We start from the raw sequence: 16,636 nt of genomic DNA on the forward strand, positions 1-16,636 counted from the left end.
TTCGTTTGTGTGATGCCTGTGGCTAGACGACCTTGATAGGTCGGTACTTGCGCTGTGCTAAACACTCGATTGGGTGAGGAGCACGTATTATCATGTCTGCTTTTAATTGGTCAGCAATCGCTTTTATCTTAGCCGCCATTGGGCTAGTTGTCTTCATGCTGGTCGTGCCGCGTTTGCTTGGCGGTCGCTCTCATGGCTCACAAAAAGAAGAAGTATTTGAAGCGGGTGTTGTCGGATCTGGCAACGCCCGTATTCGTTTGTCTGCCAAATTCTATTTGGTGGCAATCTTCTTCGTCATCTTTGATCTAGAAGCGCTGTATTTGTATGCTTACGCCGTTTCAGTACGTGAGGCTGGCTGGTTAGGTTTTGCCGCTGCTGCTATATTTATCACCATCTTAATCATCGGTTTGATCTATGAGCTAAGTTTGGGCGCGATGAACTGGGCACCTGCTGATAAACTGCGCAAAAAAGTACGTTTATATGCCGCACCTGCTGGTTTCAACCTAGCAGACATCACCAAATTCGATGGTGCTCACGAGCTGATGGTCGATCCGACAGGCAAAGTACCCGCACAGTCCTCAGGACAAATCAACGTCTCGAACAATATTGAAGTCAATCGTCATCATTTAGAAAATATCGATCATATTAATACTACAGGTAATGTTACTTCTGTAGATTTTGCGACGTCTGCTCGACAAGATAACGGTAAGCGTTAGTCTTGTTAAACGGTCTTAGTTTTCGATAGTCTATAAAGGCTAGTAGTAAGATTACGACGACGCGAGTATGTTTGGATTAATGATCACTTGTTAATAATAGAAGTTAAGGCGCTAGCGAGGGCAAGACGATTGCCACGCGACGTCTAATATAAAGGTTGTATGTTATGAAATACACATTAACAAAAGCCAACCCTGATGCAGATACCTATCCTGCACAGACCAGTCAAACGGTCAATGACCCTATCGAAGACGAAGTGAATAAAAACGTCTTTATGGGTCGTCTCGAAGACCTCGTCCATTCGACAGCAAACTGGGGGCGCAAGCACTCACTATGGCCATTTAACTTTGGTACTTCTTGCTGCTATGTAGAATACGCCACCACCCTGACAGCCGTTCATGATTTATCACGCTTTGGTGCTGAGGTTATTCGTGCCTCGCCTCGTCAAGCAGATGTCATGATCGTTGCCGGCACTTGTTTTGTCAAAATGGCGCCTGTTATTCAGCGTCTATATGAGCAAATGCTTGAGCCAAAATGGGTCATCTCAATGGGTGCCTGTGCCAACTCTGGTGGTATGTATGATATCTACTCTGTGGTACAAGGCGTAGATAAAATCATTCCAGTCGATGTCTATGTGCCGGGTTGTCCACCGCGTCCAGAAGCTTTGATTCAAGGTTTGATGTTATTGCAAGAATCTATCACTAAAGAGCGTCGTCCATTAGGTATCCATGTCAATGAGCAGGGTGTTTATAAGCCACAAATGACGCCTGAGCGTGACCGTAAGCAAGCAGATCGTATTGCTGTTAAAAACTTGCGTAGCCCAGACAGTATTTAGATTCTAGATAGCATTTAGATTCACAGTAACAACCTCAACGTTTTATACGCTCATCACAGTGTAGTTATGATGAATCAGTTATGATTAATGAAGGAATACATCATTCATGGTCACGGTAGTCGAAAACATAGATCCTAAGATTAAGCCTGTCCCAGCGGTTATCAAAGAGCTGGAGCAGAAGTATGCCGGTAAGTTTGTCGTGCAGCACACTGTTGATGAGATTCCAACGGTTTGGGTTGCGCGTGCGGATTTGCTCGATGTTCTCTTATTCCTGCGTAAATTGCCACAGCCATACGTCATGCTATTTGACTTGTCAGCGATAGATGAGCGTTTGCGCCAGCATCGTCAAGGCTTACCTGACAGTGACTTTACGGTGTTTTATCACCTAATGTCGCTTGAGCGCAATAGTGACGTACGTATCAAGGTCGCGCTGAGCGAAGACGACGTCAACGTACCGAGCGCCACCAATATTTGGCCAAACGCCAACTGGTATGAGCGTGAAGTATGGGACATGTTCGGTATCGTCTTTACGGGCCATCCGCATTTGACCCGTATCCTATTGCCGAAATACTGGGAAGGTCATCCACTGCGTAAAGAGTATCATGCGCGTGCGACGGAATTTACCCCGTATTTCTTGAATACCGCCAAGCAACAATACGAGCAAGAAAACTTGCGTTTTGTCCCAGAAGAATGGGGCATGAAGCGTTCGGGTCGCGATGAAGACTTTATGTTCTTGAACATCGGTCCTAACCATCCCTCTGCTCACGGTGCGTTCCGTTTGGTGCTACAGCTTGATGGCGAAGAAGTCGTCGACTGTATCCCTGATATTGGCTATCACCATCGCGGCGCAGAGAAGATGGCTGAGCGTCAAACATGGCACTCATTTATCCCTTATACCGACCGTATCGATTATCTCGGCGGTGTGATGAATGAGCTGCCGTACATCATGTCGGTCGAAAAGCTGGCTGGAATCACCATTCCACCGCGCGCTGAGACCATCCGTGTGATGATGAGCGAGTTTTTCCGTATTACCAATAACTTACTATTCGTCGGTACGTTCATTCAGGATGCGGGCGGTATGACCCCTGTGTTCTATATGTTTACCGATCGCCAAAAAGCCTATGACGTCATCGAAGCCGTGACTGGCTATCGTATGCATCCCGCTTGGTTCCGTATCGGTGGTACAGCTGCTGATCTACCACGTGGCTGGCAGCGTCTGGTTCGTGAGTTCCTAGATTGGATGCCAAAACGCTTGGACGAGTATGTCAAAGCAGCATTACAGAACAGCGTGCTCAAAGGCCGTACTCAAGGTGTTGCTCAATATAATGCCAAGCAAGCATTGGCTTGGGGCGTCACTGGTGCAGGTCTGCGCGCGACAGGCGTTGACTTTGATCTGCGTAAAGCGCGTCCATACATGGGCTATGAAAATTACGATTTTGAAGTGCCAGTCGGTTACAACGGTGATGCTTATGACCGCTGTATGGTCAAAGTCGAAGAGATGCGTCAGTCATTGCGTATCATCCGCCAGTGCATGGACAATATGCCACAAGGCCCTTATAAAGCGGATCATCCATTAGCGGTACCACCGCCGAAAGATCGTACCTTAAACGATATTGAGACTTTGATTAATCACTTTATCTCAGTATCTTGGGGTCCTGTGATGCCAGCGGGCGAGTGTACGACGATTGTAGAAGCGACCAAAGGTTTGAACAGCTATTACATCACTTCAGATAAGGCGACGATGAGTTATCGTACCCGTATCCGTACGCCGACATTTGCGCATTTGCAGCAGATGCCATCAGTGATTAATGGTTCGCTCGTCTCTGATGCCATTATGTATCTGGCATCGATTGATATTGTGATGGCCGATTGTGATCGCTAATACTTTGATCGTTCATGCTTTGATCAGAAAATTATCGTTATTAAAGAAATACGTTTATCAATATATCATTGCCAAATGGCACACCAAAACGCTGATATCTTGCCATGTAGCGACACTCATAAGACTGTCACTATTAGCTGATAAAGCGTGATGAGTGAGGACAGATAGAAGACTATGAAAATTGTTTCCGACAAAATGCCAAAAGTAGATGTGGCAAGCATCCTCACTAGCGAGGAAATTGCGGCTATTCATGAGTTTATGCACCATTATCCACAGGCGCGCGCTGCTTCGCTCGATGCGCTAAAAATCGTGCAAAAGCGCAATGGCTGGGTCGACGATGCACAAGTGAATGCCATTGCCAATATTCTAGACATTCCGATGTCAGATATGGACGGGGTCGCCACTTTCTTTAACCGTATTTATCGTCAGCCTGTCGGTCGCCATGTCATCCTTATTTGTGATTCAGTGGCTTGTTTCTTGACAGGTTATGAGGCGTTATCGGCTGAAATCAGATCGCAACTGGGTATTGAATATGGTCAGACGACGGCTGATGGTCGTTTTACGCTATTGCCAATTTGCTGCTTAGGTAACTGTGATAAGGGTCCTGCTGTGTTGATTGACGAAGACACCTATGGCCCTGTCCAGCCTGAAGAAGTAACGCAATTATTGGAGCTATACGCATGAGATTAACGCTTTCAGAGCAAATTGCTCAACGTAGCCAAGGCAAAGCGCCAAGCCAGCTTAATGAGCAGCGCATTCCAATTTATGGTGATAAAGCCACAGCGACTAGCGAAACCAAGCCGTTAACATGGCGTCTAGCACATCATGACGCAGTGCTTGATTTGGCCACCTACGAATCTCTAAAAGGCTTTACTGGTTTAAAGCAGGCCTTGAGTCAATCGCCTAAAGAAGTCGGCAATATGATCAAAGCTGCCAACGTCAGAGGCCGCGGCGGTGCAGGTTTTAATGCTGGTTTGAAATGGACATTCATGTCACCGCCAGATGGTTTACCGCGTTATCTCATTTGTAATGCTGATGAGATGGAGCCGGGCACGTTTAAAGATCGTCTATTGATGGAGCGTCTACCGTTTCAGCTGATTGAAGGTATGTTGATTACCGCGCATGCGATTGGCGCAACGGATGGTTATATCTTTATCCGCGGTGAGTACATCTTGGCCGCTGAACGTTTGGTCGCTGCTATCGAAGAATGCTTGGCCAATAATCTAATGGGCAAGAACATTTTAGGCTCAGACTTTAGCTTCAATCTGCATGTGCATACTGGCGCTGGACGCTATATCTGCGGTGAAGAAACCGCACTGATTAATTGTCTAGAAGGCCGCCGTGCTAACCCACGTACCAAACCGCCTTTTCCGCAAATATCTGGCGCATGGGGTCGTCCAACGGTTGTCAACAACGTTGAGACTTTATGTAATATGCCAGCTATCTTGAACCATGGTGTCGAATGGTATCAGTCGTTATCTAATATCAAAGGTAAGAGCCAGACTCCAGGCACCAAACTGTTTGGTTGTTCAGGCTTAGTCAATGACCCAGGTCTGTGGGAGTTACCGTTTGGTTATACGGCACGCGAAATCATTGAAGATTTAGCGGGCGGTATGATCGATGGCAAAACCCTCAAAGCTTGGCTACCAGGCGGTGCTTCTACTGACTTTCTAACCACTGAGCATTTAGATGTGGTGGTGGATTTCGACACCATTCAAAAAGCAGGTAGCCGTATGGGTACTGGGCTGATTATGGTGGTGGATGAAGCGCAAGATATGGTGCCACTCGTTCGCAATCTCGAAATTTTCTTTCAACGCGAATCCTGCGGTTGGTGTACACCATGCCGTGACGGCCTACCGTGGGGCGTCAAACTGCTTACTGCTATCAATGATGGCGAAGGGCAAGTGGGCGATGTAGAAAAACTAGAGGGCCTCACGCGTGATTTATGGATTGGTAAAACATTCTGTGCGCATGCCCCAGGTGCGATGGAGCCACTAATGAGTGCGATTAAATATTTCCGTCCAGAGTTTGATCAAAAAATCACTCAGGCGGTTGGTGTAGATATCATTGATGCTGCAGCCAATCAACAGCCAGTAGTGAAATAAGGAGAGCGGCATGGCAGTCATACATATTGATGGAACCACTGTCGAAGTAGATAGCGCGGATAACTTGCTACAAGCTTGTTTATCCCTCGGCATTGATGTGCCGTATTTTTGTTATCATCCAGCCCTTGGCTCAGTAGGCTCGTGCCGTCAGTGCGCGGTCAAGCAATTTCAAAACAAAGAAGATATGGAAGCAGGTCGTGGTCGTCTCGTGATGTCATGTATGGTCGCCCCTGGCGATGACATGTACATCTCGGTCACTGATGATGAAGCGAAAGCGTTTCGCAAGTCGATGGTTGAGTTACTCATGACCAACCATCCACATGATTGTCCAACCTGTGAAGAGGGTGGGCATTGCCATCTGCAAGACATGACATATATGTCAGGTCATAGCCGTCGTCGCTATCGCTTTACCAAACGCACGCATCACAATCAAGAGCTTGGCCCATTCATCGCTCATGAGATGAACCGCTGCATCGCTTGCTATCGCTGTGTACGTTTTTATAAAGACTACGCAGGCGGCGAAGATTTGGGTGTTTATGGCTCAAACAATCGCGTCTATTTTGGTCGTGATAAAGATGGTCAGTTTGAAAGCGAATTCTCAGGCAACTTAACGGAAGTCTGCCCAACCGGTGTATTTACCGATAAAACGCATTCTGAACGTTATAACCGTAAATGGGACATGCAGTATGCGCCAAGCATCTGTCATGGCTGTTCGGCTGGCTGTAATATCTCACCAGGTGAGCGCTATGGTGAATTACGCCGTATCGAAAACCGCTATAACGGCGAAGTAAACCGCTATTTCTTATGTGACCGTGGTCGCTTTGGTTATGGCTATGTCAATCGTGAAGATCGTCCAACCCAAGCGCTTGAACGTATTAATGATAAGCATGTCAAAATCAATATTGACTACGCACTCGATGAAACCATCAAGCGTATCAAAGATAAAAAAGTCATCGGTATTGGCTCACCACGCGCCAGTCTAGAGACTAACTTTGCGCTAAAAAATCTCGTTGGCTTTGATAACTTCTCGACAGGTTTGAACCATCAGCAGCAAGCACTGGTTAATAAATGCATCGAAGTATTGAGTACTGATGGCATTTATAACCCAAGTATGACGGACATTGAAAGCCATGATGCAGTATTAGTGTTGGGTGAAGATATCACGCAAACCTCATCACGTGTCGCGCTGTCAGTACGTCAAGCGGCAAAAAATGAAGGCCTGAAAATGGCAGCGGCGTTGCAAACGCAGCCGTGGCTTGCAGAGCCTGTTAAGCGTATTGCTCAAGATGCGTTAAGCCCAGTCTATGTCATCGATGTAACGCAAACTAAGCTAGAAGACATCAGTAAAGTGAGCGTGGTGGCGACACCTGAAGATATCACTAAGCTTGGCTTTAAAGTCGCTGATGAGATTGCTAACTTCGCTGATGATTTAGCAGAAATCGTAGATCCACAAGCAATTGAACAAAATGCTGATGCCAGTACTGAGACTGACGGTATGCAAGCATTAGCGAAGCAGATCGCTTATGACTTGATTCAAGCCGATAAGCCACTGGTTATCTCGGGTAGCAGTTTATCATCTACCGCATTGATAGAAGCAGCGGCGCAGATTACTCAAGCATTGACGCAAAAACGCTCGGCAATCAAAGCGACTGAGCAACAGCAAGTTGAAGCGCATAACGCCAAAGTAAAAGCTCAATCGCAGTCTGCTAATGACCAGCCTGAAGAAGATCAAGATTTATCTGCCAAGCCGAACAAACCTGAAACAGGTGTAAATACTGAAGCACAAGATAATGTAGAGCGCGAACCTGCTGAACCGCTCGAATTAAAAGAAGTAAACAGTAAGTATCAGGCACAAGCAAGTATTTACTTAACGGTTACCGATGCTAATAGCATGGGTGTTTGCATGCTCGGCGGTCAATCAGTAGAAGAGTTGTTAGCGACTGATTTCGATGTGGTTATCGTTGCTGAAAACCAGCTGACTGATGCCATTGATGCCAATAAATTGACGCAGCTATTGACGGATAAAACGGTCATTGCATTAGATCATCAGCTACTTGATTGGCATAAAGATGTCGATATCGTATTGCCAGCGGCTAGTTTTGCAGAAGCAGACGGCACATTGATATCTGCTGAAGGCCGTGCACAGCGTTTCTTCCAAGTTTACGACAACGAATATTACCATCCGATGAGTAGTATCAAAGAAGGCTGGCGCTGGTTGCATGCAGTGCATAGCAGCATCGAGGGTCGTGATGTCGATTGGACGCAGCTAGATGATGTCATCAATGCACTAATCGCTACGCATCCTAAGCTTGCTGGGATTAAAGGCGCTGCACCTGATGCTGCTTACCGTATGACTGGTCTGAAAATTGCTCGTCAGCCACGCCGCTATTCAGGTCGTACCGCTATGCGTGCCCCGATATCAGTTCATGAGCCGATGCAACCAAAAGATTTAGATACCGGTTTAACTTTCTCAATGGAAGGCTATAGCGGTAAAGAAACGCCAAGCTCAATGATTCCTTTTGCCAATGCGGCAGGCTGGAACTCACCGCAAGCGTGGAACAAATACCAAGACAAAGTCGGCGGTCATCTCAAAAATGGTGATCCAGGCGTACGCTTATTTGATCACTTAGAACGTTTAGCTATTCGTCAGTATGTTGCACCAGAGGCGATGTCTGCGACTACAACAGATATGCAGCAAGGCCAAGCGAAACTAGTACCTATCTATAATATCTACGCCAGCTCAATGATGGCCTCTCGTAGTCCAGTCGTCGCTGAGCAACTGCCTGTTGCTGCATGGCGTATCGGTATGGATGATGCTAAGGACTGGAATATTGCTGCTGGTGATTACTTGGCGATTGAGATTGATAAGCAACAAATCACCTTGCCAGTACAGATTGTCGGTTACTTAGCGGAAGGTTGTATCGGTTACCCAGTTGGGCAGGTGAGTATCATTCACCCGTCGATGCCAGCGTCGGTACGTAAAGTTGATGCACCAGTGACGATGATGGGCAGTATGGCTAACGATATGATGAACAATAATGACATGATTAACGATACTGCGCAAATGAACACAGCGCCGATCACCACACAGGAGGTGTAATATGCAAGTTACCCGTATTATCCCTGATGTGCCAAGCTTTTTGACTGGTAGCCTGAGCTTTGATGCTTGGTCTATCTTATTTCTGGTTGGGCAGTCACTGGTTATCTTCTTAGTCGTGGTATTGGTTGCGGCTATGATGATTATCTATGAGCGCCGTATGTTGGCCTTATGGCAAGATCGTTATGGTCCAAACCGTGTGGGTCCATTTGGCTCACTGCAGCTGGTCGCTGATATGCTCAAAATCTTCTTTAAAGAAGATTGGACGCCGAACTTTACTGATAAGTTTATGTTTACGTTGGCACCTGCGGTTGCAATGTTTACTGCCTTGGCCTCATTTGCCATCATTCCTATCTCGCCAACGCTTGGCGTGGTTGATTGGGATATTGGTATTTTGTTCTTCTTTGCTATGGCAGGTATTGCTGTCTATGCAGTGATGTTCGGTGGTTGGGCTTCTGCCAACAAGTTCTCGTTATTGGGTGGCTTACGTTCAGCGGCACAAACTATCAGTTACGAAGTCTTTTTAGGCTTATCTTTGATGGGTGTGGTTGCACTGACAGGCTCATTTAACTTACGTGCCATTGTTGAAGCACAAGCAGACGGTTGGTATATCATTCCGCAGTTTTTTGGCTTTTTGACTTTTGTGGTTGCCGGTGTTGCCGTTACGCATAGACATCCATTTGATCAACCAGAAGCAGAGCAAGAGCTGGCCGAAGGGTATCATGTTGAATATTCTGGCATGAAGTTTGGTATGTTCTTTATCGGAGAATATGTCAACGTTGTCTTGATTTCTGCCTTGATGACCTGCTTGTTTTTTGGCGGTTGGCTGGCACCTTTTAATTTAGATATTCCATTTATTCCACCAGCTTTTTGGTTCATGATTAAAACACTGTTTTTTATGACGATGTTTGTTTTGGCTCGTGGCTCACTTATGCGTCCGCGCTATGATCAGGTAATGAATTTTGGTTGGAAAGTCTGTCTGCCAGTAACACTGATTAATCTATTGGTTACTGCTGCAGTCATTTTGATCTTTTCCCCAACGTTATAATCATTACTAGCCATCATTGATGAACTAGGGTAAAGCTGATAAGGATAATAATCCCATGTTTACTACCATAAAAAAGACCGTCATTGGTATATTTACCATTGTTCGCAGTATGTGGATGGTCAATAGTCATGCGCTCAGGCCACGCGACACCATTCTTTATCCTGAAGAGCCCGTACCAGTACCACCGCGTTTTCGTGGGCGCATTGTGCTGACGCGTGACCCTGATGGTGATGAGCGTTGTGTTGCCTGTAACTTATGTGCTGTGGCATGTCCAGTTGGCTGTATCTCATTACAGAAAGCTGAACGTGAAGACGGCCGCTGGTATCCAGAGTTTTTTAGAATTAACTTTTCGCGCTGTATTTTTTGCGGATTGTGTGAAGAGGCATGTCCAACGACAGCCATTCAAATGACACCTGACTTTGAGTTGGGTGAATATAAGCGCCAAGATTTGGTTTATGAAAAAGAGCATTTGCTTATTTCAGGACCAGGTAAATATCCCGATTATAACTATTATCGTGTGACGGGTATGGCGGTAGCGGACAAACCAAAAGGGGCAGCGCAAAATGAAGCTGCACCTATTGACCTAAGGAGTTTGCTGCCATGATGAACATTTTGAACCATCCTGAGTTGGCAGGGTTTTATTCGCTCGCAGCAGTGGCAGTATTTGCCAGTTTGCGCGTGGTGACCCAAGCCAATCCAGTGCATGCTATTTTGTCGATGATTGTGTCATTGTTAGCGATTGCTGGCATATTCTTTGTGCTCGGTGCGCCATTTGCAGGGGCACTAGAAATCGTTGTTTACGCTGGCGCCATTATGGTGCTATTTGTCTTTGTCATTATGATGCTGAACTTGGGCATGAGCAATGATGAGCGTGAAGAACGCTGGCTTGATGCGGGCACTTGGGCGATACCGACAGGATTGACGATTATTATCGCGGTTGTGCTATATGCGATGATTGGTCTCAATCATGACGAAGCAGCAATGATTGGTGTGACGTCAATTTCGGCGAAAGAAGTCGGCACGGTATTATTTACTAAATACGTGATGCTGATAGAAGTGGCTGCATTATTATTACTAGCTGCTCTGGTCGCCGCTTATCATTTGGGCAAAGAGTCTGTAGATGATGAGGTTATCAGTCATGATAGCCAAACAGCACGCTCGAACAGTCGTGTTAAGCAATACGATAACATTCATCCAGACAGTACACACACAGATAACGATGCCGTGAAAACAGCTGAGCCCTACGAATATAAAGAAGTAGATCCGCATGACTACGTAAGTATGAATGTAGGCACGCAGATGAGTACGAAGAAAGTCACGCGCAAGGAGTCAGACTAATGGTACTAGCAGCGAGCGTGGCACAAGAGGTCGCGAATGTGCCGTTTGCCCATGAAGTAGCAGGCTTAGTACAGCCAGCTGTTGAGGTGCAACAGGTATTGGGCCTGATACCCATGAGCCATGGATTGATTTTGGCAGGTATTTTATTTGCTATCGGTCTATGTGGTGTCATGGTACGTCGCAATTTTCTCTTTATGCTTATGAGCCTTGAGATCATGATGAACGCGGCAGCACTAGCATTTGTGGTGGCAGGTAGTCGCTGGGTCGATCCAGATGGACAGATTATGTTTATCTTTATTTTGACGTTAGCAGCAGCAGAGGCCGCCATTGGTTTGGCAATATTATTGCGGTTTTATCATCAGCGTGGGCATTTAGATGTCGATAGCGCCAATGAGATGAAAGGATGATGTCATGAGTTTATTACCATTAACCTTTATATTCCCGCTCGTTGGCTTTTTGATTTTAGCCTTTATGCGCGACAAGCTAACAGAGCAGGTGGCAGCGATTGTCGGTGTGGGTAGCATGCTGTTATCAGCACTATGTACGCTATTCGTTAGCTATACTTTTTTAACCAGTAACCCAGCAGGTACTGTGGTCGAGATTCCACTTTGGACATGGTTCCAAGTTGGTGATTTTGCGCCAAGCTTTGGTCTTAGTTTTGATGGCTTGGCACTAACGATGACGGGTGTCATTACGGGTATTGGCTTTTTAATCCATTTGTTTGCCGCTTGGTACATGAAAGGCGACACTGGATTTGCCCGTTTCTTTAGCTATATGAATTTGTTCGTCGCCAGCATGCTATTGCTGGTATTGGCAGATAACTTGTTCTTGCTATATCTCGGTTGGGAAGGCGTCGGTATCTGTTCTTACCTGTTGATTGGTTTTTATTACCATGACCGAGCCAATGGTATTGCGGCGATGAAAGCCTTTACCGTCACGCGTGTAGGTGACGTATTCCTAGCGTTTGGTTTGTTTTTATTATTTCGAGAATTTGGCACGCTTAATATCCAAGAGATTATTACGCGCGCCCCAGAAGTATTCGATATCAATAATCCAACGATGATGCTGACTACGATGATGTTGGTTGGCGGCGCGATGGGTAAATCAGCCCAGCTACCACTACATACGTGGCTTGCTGATGCGATGGCTGGTCCAACACCTGTATCGGCATTGATTCACGCCGCGACGATGGTAACAGCGGGTGTTTACTTAATCGCCCGTCTACATCCATTGTTTGAGCTAACGCCTGGTATCTTATTGTATTGGGTCGGTGGTGTCGGTGCATTGACGCTTATCGTTGCAGGTTTCTGTGCACTGGCACAGACGGATATCAAACGCATCCTTGCTTATTCAACGATGAGTCAGATCGGCTATATGTTCCTAGCACTCGGTGTGGGGGCATGGCAAGGGGCTATCTTCCATCTGATGACGCATGCTTTCTTTAAAGCGCTGCTGTTCTTATCATCAGGTGCGGTCATCCTTGCAGTACACCATGAGCAAGATATCTTCAAGATGGGCGGTCTACGCAAAAAGATACCATTGGTATTTTGGTGCTATGTCGTCGGTGGTGGTGCACTTGCAGCCATACCTTGGGTCACCGTTGGCTTTTATTCTAAAGAAGCGATTCTTTGGGAGACTTATGCCACAGGTCATCTAGTATTGTTTTATATGGGTGTGTTCGGCGCTTTCTTAACCGCGATTTATACATTCCGTATGATTTGGATTATCTTCTTTGGTGAAGAAAAAACGCCTGCACACAAATTATCAGGTATGTCGTATTGGTTGCCTTTGACGGTATTGCTAGTATTATCTACCGCCGTTGGTGCATGGATTACACCGCCATTAGATGGTGTCTTACCAGAGAGTGTTGGTCACTTATTAGAAGTCGCGGGTCAAGCACATGCTAAGCATACTGCAGAGTATATCGCGATGGGTGCAATGGGCGCGGGCTTGATATTGGCAGCATTATTATACGTCGTAGATAAAGGTAGAATGCTTACCAGCTTTAAGCGCTCACGTATTGGCGGGGCGCTATATCACTGGTGCTATCACGGCCTAGGTTTTGATGCGCTATACGATGTAATTTTTGTAAAACCCTTTTTGTTCATCGGCCGCTTACTTAAAGCCGACCCTATTGATAAAACGTGGCTCATCCTACCTAAGCTGGCTTCAGCAGGTAATAAGGTGTTGTCTGCGACGCAAACAGGGTCACTTCGAGGTTATGCTGCAAGCTTTGGCTTGGGTATGGCTGTATTGCTGGTGCTGGTAATGATGACGGTGGTATAAGATGATTGAGTTACAACAAACGTGGATGCTACCAGCATTAATCGCAATTCCTTTTATTGCAGGATTGCTATGTTGGTTGGTCGAACGGTTTAATAAACGTCTACCGCGCTGGATTGCCTTAATCGGCATGACGCTGACCTTTGTATTGTCACTAGTATTGTGGCATTACGGTGACTTTAGCGGAATGAGTAAGCAAGTGATTGCCCCAAGCGCAAACGTGCCTTGGGTCGCTGAATTCAGTGTGCCATGGATACCGAGCTTTGGTATTAGCTTTCATTTAGCGTTAGATGGTTTGTCACTGATGATGGTGGCATTGACAGGACTGCTCGGTATTGCAGCGGTTGCCTGTTCGTGGAATGAGATTCAACGCCGAGTTGGTTTCTTTCACCTGAACTTGCTATGGAGCTTAGGCGGCGTCATTGGTGTTTTCTTAGCCATTGATTTGTTCTTATTCTTCTTCTTTTGGGAGATGATGCTGGTTCCTATCTACTTCTTGATCGCTATTTGGGGTCATGATGTGGTTGGCAAAACCAAAGAGTATGCAGCAACCAAGTTCTTTATTTATACCCAAGCTTCTGGGCTTATCATGCTCATTGGTATCTTAATGTTGGTCATTATTAGCTATGCCCAAAAAGGTGTCGTAAGCTTTAACTATAATGACTTGCTCGGTACGTCGTTGGGTGGTTGGGAATATCCAATCATGCTGTGTTTCTTTATCGGTTTTGCGGTGAAGTTGCCAATTATCCCTTTCCATGGCTGGTTGCCAGATGCGCATGCACAGGCACCAACAGCAGGTTCAGTGGATTTGGCGGGTGTACTGATTAAAACTGCGGCATATGGTCTGATTCGTTTTGTCTTACCATTATTCCCAGTAGCGTCACAAGAGTTTGCGCCGATTGCCATTACCTTAGGTACGATTGGTATCTTCTATGGTGCATGGCTAGCCTTTATGCAGACCGATATGAAGCGCTTGTTGGCTTATACCAGCATCTCGCACATGGGTTTTGTGGTATTGGCAATCTATGCTGGTACATTACTCAGCTTACAAGGTTTGATGATTCAGATGTTGGCACACGGTCTGAGTTCAGCGGCATTGTTCATTATGGCTGGTCAGTTATATGAGCGCTTGCACACACGTGATTTGACCTTGATGGGTGGTATGTGGGGGCAGTTCCGTTATTATGCGCCGATATTGATGTTCTTCTGCGCAGCGTTACTGGGTATCCCAGGTACAGGTAACTTCATTGGCGAGTTCATGATTTTATTTGGCTCATTTGCTCAATATCCTGTGTTTGTCGTCTTTGCGACATTCAGTTTGGTACTAGCAGGGCTATACTCGCTGATTCTTATTCATCGCGCGTTATTTGGTAAAAACAACATCGAAGAAGTCGCAATGCAAGAAACCAAATCACATGGTTTGCCACCGCGCAAACTCAAAGATTTGGGCAAGCGTGAGTTGTCATTACTACTGATGTTAGCTGCTGGACTGGTCTGGTTGGGTCTATATCCACAGCCTTTCCTTGATACCTCAAGTCACGCAATGCAGTGGATTAACAATGCATATACCTATAGTCAAGTAACACAAGTAGATGCGTCGCACCTGCTTGATGCAATGGAGGCACGTTAAGTCATGAATGATATTACGATGAATGATTTGATGGGATTGTTGCCTTATGCGCCAATCATTACTGTAGTGATTACGGTACTGGTGGTTATGATTGCCATCGCAGTTAAACGCTCCCATATGGTGACGGGTACAGTTACGGTCGTTGGCTTAAACATTGGTTTATTTACTTTGCTTGGTCAAATGACTGGCATCGTGAATAGTGGAACCATGATACCAAGTGCTGAACAGTTATTTGTGATTGATAACTTTGCTCAGTTTAATATGGTAATCATTTTTATCTGTGCATTGGCTTGTTGTACGCTGTCTTATGCGTACTTAGCAAACCTCAAGGATAATAAAGAAGAGCTGTATTTGCTCATGTTGTTATCGACGATTGGTGCTTTGCTGATGGTCAGTGCTCAGCATTTAGCGTCATTCTTTATGAGCTTAGAGATGCTGTCTATACCACTGTACGGTATGCTGTCATACACCTATATGCGCAAAAACTCGCTAGAGTCTGGTCTAAAGTACCTAGTGCTATCTGCAACGGCCTCGGCCACTTTATTGATGGGTATGGCGTTTATTTATGCAGAAGTAGGGTCACTGGCCTTTAAGCCTATTAGTGTAGAATTGAGCAATCTTTTTGAATCGCCACTGTTGATATTGGGCGCGGCGATGATGATGTTTGGCATTGCGTTTAAATTGTCTGCTGCGCCTTTTCATATGTGGACGCCAGATGTGTACGAGGGCGCACCAGCACCTATCGCGACCTTCTTGGCATCCGTATCAAAAGTTGCAATGATGGCGCTTGCGGTTCGCTTCTTAATTGATACCGCTTTGCTAGCACTGCCATCTGTGCAAATGCTATTGATGGTAATGGCGACTTTATCGATCTTGGTCGGTAACTTGTTAGCCGTACGTCAGACCAGTCTGAAACGCCTACTGGGTTATTCTTCTATTTCCCATATGGGTTATGTGATGATCGTGATTGTCAGTATTGGTACGGCAGCGGATAGCATCTCTAGTATGTATATGGCCGTTTATGCGTTGACCTCTATCGGTGCCTTTGGCGTAGTGACTCTCATGTCGAGTCCTTATCGTCTATCTGGTGAAGCTGATGAGTTGACTCATTATCAAGGGCTGTTCTGGCGTCGTCCAGTGCTGACTGCTGTCATGACTATCATGATGTTGTCACTGGCGGGTATTCCGTTGACGGCTGGCTTTATTACTAAGCTATTTGCCATATTGGCTGCGGTACAAGGAACCAACTGGTTCTTAGCAGCAATGATTATTTTAGGTAGCTCGATTGGTCTATTCTATTATTTGCGCGTGATGCTTACGCTGTTCAAACGTCCTAAGCAGTTTATCGAGTTTGACGTCTCTGGACAGTGGGCGATGCGCACAGGCGGTATCATGATTATTGCGGTGACAGCAATGATTATCTTCTTCGGTATCTTGCCGAGCAATATGATTGAATGGTCAAGTTTGGCACGTATCTGGTAGTCTTGAGAGAAAGGTGAGATAAGTCACTGCATGTGACTTATCTGCTATTACGGTTAGAAAACCAAGATGCGCCAGCTTTGTGATAAGCTTGGCGCATCTTTTATTTTGTATCGTTTAAAATTTTTATAAAAATAACTATAGTCAAAGAAGTCTAAAACAGCTACAAGGCAGCCGACTGCAGATAGTACAAGTCGTACATCTAAGGAGGGTAACGCCGTAGCT

13 protein-coding genes are annotated in these 16,636 nt (G+C 45.8%); all 13 read left to right on the top strand.

Annotated features, from left to right (window positions below):
• The first annotated feature begins 92 nt into the window (after positions 1-92).
• The 13 genes from ndhC to nuoN all read left to right on the top strand — a co-directional run bounded on the left by ndhC (position 93) and on the right by nuoN (position 16,414).
• Positions 93-716, top strand: coding sequence for an NADH-quinone oxidoreductase subunit A (ndhC, locus tag AAEY75_RS02740; protein ID WP_110922258.1), 624 nt, complete (start codon positions 93-95; stop codon positions 714-716).
• Positions 717-880: 164 nt separating this feature from the next.
• The gene (locus AAEY75_RS02745) at positions 881-1,549 is read left to right on the top strand and encodes a NuoB/complex I 20 kDa subunit family protein (protein WP_110922259.1); all 669 of its coding nucleotides are present in this window, start codon (positions 881-883) and stop codon (positions 1,547-1,549) included.
• Positions 1,550-1,655: 106 nt separating this feature from the next.
• On the top strand, positions 1,656-3,431 hold the full coding sequence (gene nuoC, locus AAEY75_RS02750) for an NADH-quinone oxidoreductase subunit C/D (RefSeq protein ID WP_102092975.1): 1,776 nt from the start codon (positions 1,656-1,658) through the stop codon (positions 3,429-3,431).
• A gap of 174 nt (positions 3,432-3,605) precedes the next feature.
• Positions 3,606-4,115: an NADH-quinone oxidoreductase subunit NuoE gene (gene nuoE / locus AAEY75_RS02755; RefSeq protein ID WP_045444735.1), complete on the top strand. Its 510-nt coding sequence runs from the start codon at positions 3,606-3,608 to the stop codon at positions 4,113-4,115.
• Positions 4,112-5,536, top strand: a complete 1,425-nt coding sequence (nuoF, locus tag AAEY75_RS02760) for an NADH-quinone oxidoreductase subunit NuoF (protein WP_227685736.1) — start codon at positions 4,112-4,114, stop codon at positions 5,534-5,536. The genes nuoE and nuoF overlap by 4 nt, the downstream gene beginning before the upstream one ends.
• 10 nt (positions 5,537-5,546) lie before the next feature.
• Positions 5,547-8,636, top strand: coding sequence for an NADH-quinone oxidoreductase subunit NuoG (gene nuoG / locus AAEY75_RS02765; RefSeq protein WP_352258280.1), 3,090 nt, complete (start codon positions 5,547-5,549; stop codon positions 8,634-8,636).
• Position 8,637: 1 nt separating this feature from the next.
• Positions 8,638-9,681, top strand: a complete 1,044-nt coding sequence (gene nuoH, locus AAEY75_RS02770; RefSeq protein WP_194196871.1) for an NADH-quinone oxidoreductase subunit NuoH — start codon at positions 8,638-8,640, stop codon at positions 9,679-9,681.
• A 55-nt stretch (positions 9,682-9,736) separates the two neighbouring features.
• Positions 9,737-10,285, top strand: coding sequence for an NADH-quinone oxidoreductase subunit NuoI (nuoI, locus tag AAEY75_RS02775; RefSeq protein ID WP_110922265.1), 549 nt, complete (start codon positions 9,737-9,739; stop codon positions 10,283-10,285).
• Positions 10,282-11,019, top strand: a complete 738-nt coding sequence (nuoJ, locus tag AAEY75_RS02780) for an NADH-quinone oxidoreductase subunit J (RefSeq protein WP_197218292.1) — start codon at positions 10,282-10,284, stop codon at positions 11,017-11,019. The genes nuoI and nuoJ overlap by 4 nt, the downstream gene beginning before the upstream one ends.
• Positions 11,020-11,117: 98 nt before the next feature.
• Positions 11,118-11,426 carry an NADH-quinone oxidoreductase subunit NuoK gene (gene nuoK, locus AAEY75_RS02785; protein ID WP_041753378.1) on the top strand — a complete coding sequence of 103 codons (309 nt, stop codon included), beginning with the start codon at positions 11,118-11,120 and terminating at the stop codon, positions 11,424-11,426.
• 4 nt (positions 11,427-11,430) lie between these two features.
• On the top strand, positions 11,431-13,305 hold the full coding sequence (gene nuoL, locus AAEY75_RS02790; protein ID WP_197100601.1) for an NADH-quinone oxidoreductase subunit L: 1,875 nt from the start codon (positions 11,431-11,433) through the stop codon (positions 13,303-13,305).
• A 1-nt stretch (position 13,306) separates the two neighbouring features.
• Entirely contained in the window at positions 13,307-14,932 is a 1,626-nt protein-coding gene (gene nuoM, locus AAEY75_RS02795) for an NADH-quinone oxidoreductase subunit M (protein ID WP_197218294.1), read from the top strand.
• A 3-nt stretch (positions 14,933-14,935) separates the two neighbouring features.
• Positions 14,936-16,414, top strand: a complete 1,479-nt coding sequence (gene nuoN, locus AAEY75_RS02800) for an NADH-quinone oxidoreductase subunit NuoN (protein ID WP_110922269.1) — start codon at positions 14,936-14,938, stop codon at positions 16,412-16,414.
• Positions 16,415-16,636 lie beyond the last annotated feature (222 nt).

This window comes from Psychrobacter sp. TB55-MNA-CIBAN-0194, assembly GCF_040309505.1.
Classification (GTDB): Bacteria; Pseudomonadota; Gammaproteobacteria; order Pseudomonadales; family Moraxellaceae; genus Psychrobacter; species Psychrobacter fozii.